Annotated in this window: 5 protein-coding genes and 1 pseudogene; 4 read left to right on the top strand and 2 right to left on the bottom strand. The window is 69.7% G+C overall.

What is annotated here, in order from left to right:
• Nucleotides 1-414: 414 nt before the first annotated feature.
• Entirely contained in the window at nt 415-4254 is a 3840-nt protein-coding gene (locus tag ABZ070_RS33345; protein ID WP_356639453.1) for an endo-alpha-N-acetylgalactosaminidase family protein, read from the bottom strand.
• A gap of 234 nt (nt 4255-4488) precedes the next feature.
• On the opposite strand from ABZ070_RS33345, the pseudogene ABZ070_RS33340 reads away from it, so the two are divergent.
• Nucleotides 4489-5699: pseudogene (locus ABZ070_RS33340) on the top strand (glycoside hydrolase family 64 protein).
• 84 nt (nt 5700-5783) lie between these two features.
• On the opposite strand, the gene ABZ070_RS33335 reads toward ABZ070_RS33340, so the two are convergent.
• A complete protein-coding gene (locus ABZ070_RS33335; protein ID WP_356639451.1) occupies nt 5784-6293 on the bottom strand; it encodes a hypothetical protein in 510 nt (169 codons plus the stop codon).
• 253 nt (nt 6294-6546) lie between these two features.
• Between ABZ070_RS33335 and ABZ070_RS33330 the strand changes: the two genes are divergently transcribed.
• The 3 genes from ABZ070_RS33330 to ABZ070_RS33320 all read left to right on the top strand — a co-directional run bounded on the left by ABZ070_RS33330 (nt 6547) and on the right by ABZ070_RS33320 (nt 8311).
• Nucleotides 6547-7164 (top strand): YceI family protein, encoded by a 618-nt coding sequence (locus tag ABZ070_RS33330; protein ID WP_356639449.1) that lies wholly within the window; start codon nt 6547-6549, stop codon nt 7162-7164.
• A gap of 170 nt (nt 7165-7334) precedes the next feature.
• Nucleotides 7335-8126, top strand: a complete 792-nt coding sequence (locus tag ABZ070_RS33325; RefSeq protein WP_356639447.1) for an N-acyl homoserine lactonase family protein — start codon at nt 7335-7337, stop codon at nt 8124-8126.
• 26 nt (nt 8127-8152) lie between these two features.
• Nucleotides 8153-8311 (top strand): hypothetical protein, encoded by a 159-nt coding sequence (locus ABZ070_RS33320; protein ID WP_356639445.1) that lies wholly within the window; start codon nt 8153-8155, stop codon nt 8309-8311.
• Nucleotides 8312-8318 lie beyond the last annotated feature (7 nt).

Here is an 8318-nt window from a genome sequence, read left to right as displayed (position 1 = left end):
CTGCGCCTTCGTCGCCTTCTCACTGGGCCCGCGCACCGCCTGCTCGCGCAGCGCCTGCAGCTCGGCCACCCGCCCCCGGGCGTCGGTCGGCTCGCTGGTGGTCTCGTCCAAAACGGTCATGCATCGACCCTACGGATCCGACCAAGAAAACCCTGCCGTCGACTCTGTACAGTCTCGCGCCCGTTCTCCTGTCGGCCTCTGACAGAACCTTTCCGCACAGAGCGCCAACCACCAGCTCAGGCCTGTTCCTCTTTGTGGGGGTCCGACAAGCACGTCGGCTGAGAGCCACCTCACAGGCCGGACACGCCGCCTACGCCGGTCGGGTTAATCCGGCGGGCGGCCCACGGTACCGGGCCGCCCGCCGGAGACGCTCAGCCCCCGCCGAAGACGCTCCGCTCGCCCCGCCGGAGACGCTCAGCTCCCGCAGTGGAAGCGGGCGTCGCCCCAGTCGGCGTGATCGTTGCCGTTGCCGTCACCGCCGTCGCCGACGATCAGCTCGACGTAGTCGGCGCCGGTGACGTCCGCGGTCAGCGGCCAGGCGGCGTCCGTGGCCTTCAGCACCGGGGAGACGGCTTTTTCCGAGCCGTCGGCCAGGACGCTGAAACGCACGCTCCCGCGCGACGTCTGGACATCGTCCACGCCCACGTCCGCGGTGAAGGACGTGCACTTCCCGCCCAGGTAGTACCGGACCTTCGCCGGTGCGTGGCTGCCGAGGCCCTTGTCGTAGGTCACTCCCCCGATCCTGAGTGGGCTGCCGTCACCGGTGCCGGTCTCGCCGTTGGACAGGTCGCGCTCGACCGGGCCCCACCCGTTCTCGGCGGACGTCCAGTCGAGGTCGCTCGCAAAGGCGTCACCGGCCGGCGGCGGCGGAAGGGTGCGGACAGAAGTGGCGGCGGTGAGCTTCCGCGCCGAGCCGGCCACGGTGTACGCGGCCGTCGAGCCGATGGAGTACGCGCGGTACTCGGCGTCGGCGGGCGGTGTGACGTGCCATGTGCCCGTTGCCTTCGCGCCGGGTGCGACGGTCTCGAAGGACACCGGGCCGGCCGGCTCCGCCTTCCACCCCTCGGGCAGTTGAAGGTCCAGCTCCACGCCGCCGGCGGCGGTGGTCTCGTCGTTGGTGAAGACGGCCTCGACCTCGTTCTTCTCGCCCGGTTCGAGGCTGGGCGGGGCGGTCACGCCGAGCGTGCCGCAGGCGGTCCGCTCCGCGGCCGGACCGAGGTCGGTGACCGTGAAGGCGTCCAGCACGAAGTCCGCACCGTCCGGAGCGGCGCCGCGCTTGCGCAGCCCCGTCCAGGTGTCGCCGCAGCCCGCGGTCACGGTCTCGGAGAAGTGGCCGGTGGAGCGCTGCTGTCCGACGGGTGTGCGGCGGTGCTCGACGGAGCCGCCGGTGGCCCGGTCGTAGCCGGTGACCCACTCGTAGGCGCCGGCGTGGCTGGACTGGTAGTCGAACTCCACCCGGTAGCTGTGCCCGTCCTTCATGGGCACGGTCCAGGGCGCGGTGCGGTACACCAGGCCGGTGTTCTCGTCGTGGGCCTTGAGGGACTCCTTGCCGCCGAGGACGTCGTCGGTCGGTTTCCCGTTCCAGCCGGCCTGGGTGTAGGGGGCGTGCAGTTGGCTCACATGGGTGCGTGGGTCGGTGGCACCGCCCGCGTCGCCTTTGAGGAAGGGGCCCCAGCCCTGGTCGACGGCCTCGAAGTCCTCGTGGACGAGCGCTCCGGGCCTGGTGGCGGGCGCGTTGGCGACGATGCGCACGTCGTCGATCCGCACCCGGGCGTCGTTGCCGGCCGCGGCCTCGATCTTCAGCGTCGTCGCGCCTTTCGGCGCGGTGAAGCCGACCTTGGCGCGCTGGAAGTACGTGCCGTGCCAGTCGGAGGCGGCGACGTGGTTCTTGGCGGTGGAGCGTTCGACGGCCACGGTCTGGCCGCCGATGGACAGGGTCGTACGGCGGGAGGCGCCGGGCTCTACCTCGATCCATGCGGAAGCGGTGTACCGCTCGCCCTCCTCGAGGCCCTTGATGCGCTGCGAGACGGCGGAGGTGGTGGGGCCGTCGAGAGCGCCGCTGTTGCGGCCCTGGTCGTCGGTGTCCCGGCCGACCCTGCCCTGCCGGCTCCAGGCGCCGAGGTCCGCGTCGTTGAAACCGGGGTCGGCGACCGGGCCGCCCTCGCCCCAGCGGGCGTCACGCAGCGCGGGGGCGTCGTCGGGGTAGATCACGTACGGCTGTCCGGCGGTCGCGGTGAGCGTGATCCTGCCGTCCTTGGGGCGTACGGTGCCGGTCTTCACCCGGCCGTTGTCGGTGAGCTTGTGCACGGTGTACGCGCCGTCGCCGGTCACGGCCCAACTCGTCGTGCCACCGGCCTTGTTGTAGTGGTACAGCTTCCTGCCTCCGTCCCACGGCAGCAGGTAGCGGTCTTTGTCCAGGACCTTGCGGCCGTGGTCGTAGAAGGTGCGGCGGCCGTCCTCCACGGTGCCGCGCAGGCCGCCGGTGAAGCGGATGTCGTTGCCGTCCCAGCGGGTGATCCGTTCCTGCTGGAGGTATTTGGCGGGCAGGTCGCGCTGCCAGACGTTGTCGTAGAAGGCGTTCCAGTCGGTCTCGCCGGTCCAGCCCTCGAAGTCCTCGAGGGCACTCTGGCCGAGGACCGGGTGGTTGTTCCAGATGTCCTTCTCGCCGTTGCGGATGAAGCGGATGATCTGTGAGTTGAGGCCCTTGTTGGTGACGCCGCCGTAGTCGAGGTCGTTGGCCCAGTGGGACCACAGCGACGCCCGCTCGAACTTGTCGGACCATTCCGTGCCGACGTTCCAGCCCTGCTCCTGGACCGCCTGCACCGTCTTGTCGGCGATCCAGCCGTGCGAGTAGTAGACGTCGATGTAGAGGAAGTTCAGATTGCGGTGTGTCTCGTCGCGCAGCTGCCGGAAGCGGCGGGCCAGGTCGCCGCTGTTGATGTCGCGGCGCTGGTCGATGTAGTAGCTCTGGTTGAGCCAGTTCCAGCCCGGCTTCGTCTTGTCGACGAGCTTCTCGTCGAAGGCGTTCGCCTCCGGGTACGACTCGGTGGCGTTGACGTGCACGCCGAAGGTCGCGCCCCACTTCTCGCCGGCCTCGAGGAGCTTGTTGAGGTCGGTGAGGCCGCCGGCGCGCTTGTTGTAGTTGCCGCCGTAGTCCGGGTGGGCCGAGTCGTGGCCCTCCGAGCCGTAGCCCTTGAGCACGGCCAGCTGGCCGAGCCCGTCGGTCGCGAGCGAGATGCGTTTGACGTCGTCGAGGGTGCGCAGGAAGGGATGGGTGGCCTGGCTGGCGAAGTTGAACGGGATGTGGGTGACGACCCGGTCCGCGGTGTCCTTGCTGCCGGGTGCGGTGATGCCGATGGAGCGGAAGGCGATGGCACCGTCCTGCCAGTCGACGTGTCCGTCGCCGTTGGCGTCGGGCGTGACCACGACCTTCGCCCAGGGCAGGTTGTCGCCGCTCTCCGGCTTCGGTGCGCCGGCCCCGCGGTACGTCCACTGGCCCGACCAGACGCCCACGCGCGTGGAGCCGTCCGCGCCCTTCGTCGCCCGGTGCCAGAAACGGGCGTCGTCGCCGCCGGTCGGACCGCTGGGCCTGTCGTAGGAGGAATTGGACTCGACGGCGGCGGCGAGCTCGGCGGTGTTGACGATGGCGTACGAGGCGCCCACCGGGGCCGCGTCGGCGGGGGTGGCGGCGGTGACGTCCGTGAAGAGGTCCGCAGTCCGCGTCGAGTCGGGGTCGAGCCGGGTGAACGCGGTAGCCGCGCCCTGCTCCGGACTGCCGACGGACACCAGGTCGTGACCCGGTATGTCGATCGTGCCGACCCGGAAGGCGTCGCTGTCGCGCACGGCGGTGACCTTGAACGTCACGGCACTGCCGGAGACCGACAGGACGGTGTCCATCTCGACGCCGGGCAGCTCCGGGAAGACGAGGGTGTAGCGCGCGGCCGACCGCCCGACATGGGGCGGGGCGTCGATACGGACCTCGTACGGCGTGCCGTTGAGGGTGACTTCGGTGACGGGGGCGGTGCTGCCGAGCAGCGAGGCGCCGGACGCGCGGTCGGTGTACGACAGGACGCGGGGGAAGTCGTCGGCGACGCCGACCGAGAGCCGGCCGGAGTTGATGACGGGCCCGGCGCCGGACGCCGACACGGCTCCGGGCCCGTCGGCCGGTGTAGCCGGGTGTGCGGGCCCGGCCAGGGTGAACACGGCACAGGAGGCGACGGCCAGCGCGCAGGCCGCACGGTGTCTACGAGGCATGGGGACTGAGTAGTCGTCCGTTCTCCACGGCGTCAACAAAGTCGGTGACGGCCGCGTCCTGCAGTCCAACAACCGCCGAGCGTTAGTCCAAGTCGCGCTCCGGAGACGGTGACTTGTGAAAGTACCGGCGAATTGAGAGCGCTCTCAGTCACAACTCTTGACGACTGCCTCACCCGTCGCGAGAGTGGGAATTCCCCCACGACAGCAGGAGTTCATTCCGTGATATCCCGCCGCATGTTCCTGACCGGCGCTGCCGCCACCGCTACAGCGCTCACCTACCCCGCCTGGGGAAGCGCTCTCAGCCCCGATGCGGGCGCCGCGCCCGCCACCTGCGAACTGGCCCTGGAGAACAAGTCCCTGCCCGGCACGGTCCACGCGTACGTCACCGGCCACGAGGACGGCACCGGCGACTGGGTACTGCTGCGCGCCGACGGCAGTGTCCACAAACCGTCCTCCCCTTCCGCGCCGCAGACCCCTCTGGGCGTCGACTGCTCCATCCCGCTGCGCGCCGCCGGCGAGGGCCCGGTCGTCCTGACGCTGCCCCGGATGTTCGGCGCACGGGTCTACTTCGTCCGCGACAACAAGCTGGACTTCTTCGTCAACCCCGGCCCCGCCCTGGTGGAACCGGCCTTCGCCACACCGGCCGACCCCAACTACGGCCGCATCTGGTCGTTCTGCGAGTTCACCTTCAACTCCGCGCAGCTGTACGCCAACATCAGTACGTCGACCTGGTGACGGCACTGCCCATCGGCCTCACGCTCAGCGGCGACGCGACCCACTCCGTCGCCCCGCTCCCCGACGGCGCGCTGGAGAAGATCGCGGCCGATCTGACCGCCCAGGCCGGCCGGGACGGGCAGCCGTGGGACAAGCTGGTGATCCGGGGCGGCGACGGCAGGGTCCTGCGGGCGATCTCGCCACAGACGCTGATGGCGCCCTACTTCGACCGCCCCGCCGAGATGCCCTTCCGTGACGTCTTCGACGCGTACGTCGACCGGGTGTGGGACAAGTACCGCGCGGAGGATCTCCGTGTCGACCTGCAGGGCGGGCGAGGCGTGCGCACCGGGCGGGTGAGCGGTGACGTACTGAGCTTCCAGGGCGGCCACACCTTCGCCAGGCCGTCGTCACGGGACATCTTCACCTGCAACCACGGTCCGTTCGCCAACAACCCGAACGACCCGGACGACAAGAAGGCCCTGCTGGCCCGGGTCTCGGCGGCGTTCAACCGGACCACCCTGCTGACCCACCCGGACCAGCCGAACGGCGCGACCGCGGCCGACTACTACCGCGACCCGTCGACGAACCACTGGTCGCGCGTCGTCCACGCCAACTCCCCGATCGGGTACGCCTTCCCGTACGACGACGTCCGGCCGGACGGGCAGCCGGACGTCTCCGGCGCGGCGCACGACGGGAATCCGAGGCGCTTCACGGTGAGCGTCGGGTCCTGATCGTACGTATCCCTTGATGCCCGTGCGGGCGTCCGGTCCGGGGGGCCGGACGCCCGCACGTCGCCGTGCCGGCACTGACGCGGATCAGCAGCCGCCGCAGTTGTAGTACGTCACGTCCCAGTGATTGCCCTCGTCCGCGTAGATGTTGCCGGAGCCGGACCTCCACTGGGGCGCGCCGTCTCCGCGGACGCCGATGTAGGTGAAGCTGTTCTTGATGTAGTTGCCGACGCACGTGTACTTGGAGAAGTCGAGCTTGTAGCCGTTCCAGTGCGAGTACGTGCCGCCCGCGTGACCGGTCTCGGTGCCACCGGTGATGTTGAGGGCACAGCCGCTGGCGCTCTTGAGGGTCTGCGCTCCCTTCGCCGTGGCGAGGTTGAGCTGCTCGAAGGACGTACAGGTCGGGTTGTTGCGGTTCGAGCAGCCGCCCGACGAGGACCAGGTGATCCCGGACGAGCGGAACATCGACGTCGCCGTGGAGTGGCTGATCTTGGTGGCGGCCTGCGCGTCGGTGGCCGTGGCCAGTACGCCGAAGCCGGGGGCGAAGAGCGCGCCGGTGACGAGCGCGAGCGCGCTGAGGACCGAGCGGATTTTCATGGCGGGGGAACCCTCCTGCTGGTGACCGTTGTGGACCGTGCTTCCGGTGGGACGGCTGTGCAGGTGGAGCAGACAGATGGTGCCCGAGTTCTACGCGCGTCCGCCAGAGGGCGTACGTGTCTTCCGGGTGAAGCTTCGGACGAAACCCTCCAGGAGAAGTTGAATGTTGTACGGAATGGGTCTACAGTGAATTTCGTTGAAGCTTAAACAACAGCGCAGGGAGCTCCCGGCGCACCGTCCCCAAGGAGCAGACATGGGCCTCTTCAACCGCCGCAACACCGACGTCGCGGTCCTCGACACCGCCGCCACCACGCCGCAGGTCGACCCGGCACTGGCAGCCCTGACCGGCGAATACACCATCGACCCCGCCCACAGCAGCATCGGCTTCACCGTCCGCCACGCCATGGTCACCAACGTCCGCGGCGCCTTCGGCGAGCACGAGGGCACGCTGTTCCTGGACGGCACGGACCCCGCCCGGTCCACGGCCTCCATCGACGTCGCCATTGCCTCCGTCAACACGGGTATCGCCGACCGCGACGCCCACCTGCGCAGCGGCGACTTCTTCGACGCCGAGCAGTTCCCGAAGATGACGTTCCGCTCCACCGGCGCCGAGCAGCTGGGCGGCGACGCGTACCGGATCACGGGCGACCTCACGATCAAGGACGTGACGCGTCCGCTCAGCATCGACCTGGAGTTCCAGGGCTCGGCCACCGATGTCTACGGCAGCGAGCGCGTCGGCTTCGAGGGCAGCACCGAAATCCTGCGCTCCGACTGGGGCCTGACCTGGAACGCGGCCCTGGAGGCCGGCGGTGTGATGGTCAGCGACAAGGTGAAGCTGACCTTCGACATCTCCGCGATCAAGGCCGCCTGACCCACTGCGCCGGAGCGCCGCACGAGCGCGCCCGCCCCTGCCACCCCTCGGCACGGGCGGGCGCTCGGGCGCGTTTCCGCGTCTCCCCTCTGCCGCGCACCGCGCGTTTCCGCGACAGCGCACGTTCGTTGGGTCTGCGTGAACCCCAGCCGAGGCACAGGGAGAAACGCATGACCCCGAGACTGCGCCTGACGACCGTGGACGCAGGCCCCTTCACCATGTCGCGGGGCGATCTGATGCACGGGGCAACGGGCACCGTCACCGTGCCGTCCACCGTCGCCGTCGTCGAGCACACCACGCACGGACTGATCCTTTTCGACACCGGCATCAACCACCGGGTGGCCGACCCGGAGGCGGCGGAGGACTACTGGGGCCCCGGCCTGCGGGAGAAGTACGGCGCGGCAGGCTTCACCCGGGAGCACGCGATCGACAGACAGCTGGAGCGGCTCGGCCACCGCACGGCCGATGTGAAGTATGTCGTCTACTCCCATCTGCACCTCGACCACGCGGGCGGGATGAGCTACTTCCCGGACGCCATTCACGTGGCGCAGCACGACGAACTCCGCCACGCCTGGTGGCCCGACCGCTGGACGGCACGCGGTTACGCCTTCCGCGACTACCGGGACTGCCGCGATTTCGACTTCCTGGAGCTGTCCGGGGACACGGACCTCTTCCACGACGGCACCGTGCGACTGCTGCGGACCGGCGGACACACACCCGGGCATCAGGGGATGATCCTCGACCTCCCCCAACACGGGCGGATCGGGCTCATGGGGGACGCGGCACATCTGAAGGAATCCGTGGACCGCGACATCCCGATGGTGAGCGACTGGAACGTCCAGGAGAAGCTGCTGACCTTCGGGACTCTGCGCGCCCTCGACCGCGCCGGCGTACGGGTCTTCCTGTCCCACGACCCCGGACACTTCGCCGCACTCCCGCACGACGGCGAGTTCTGGGACTAGGGTCTGCCGCTTGGATCAGGCCCGGCATGATCCAAACGAGAGGCCGCCCCAAAGGCAACGGCGGTCCGCCCCTGGCCCGTTTCCTGCGCCGCTGCGGCTGGCCCCCCGCCCTGGCCGCGTCGGTGGTGACCGTGACGTTCCTCCTGGTCGCCGCGGGCACACGGTACGGGAGAATGAATCTGTGACCTCAGC

Origin of the sequence: Streptomyces sp. NPDC006283 (assembly GCF_040613325.1) — a bacterium.
Classification (GTDB): Bacteria; Actinomycetota; Actinomycetes; order Streptomycetales; family Streptomycetaceae; genus Streptomyces.
Note: the sequence above shows the minus strand (reverse complement) of the source record. Positions and strands in the feature narration are given on the sequence as shown.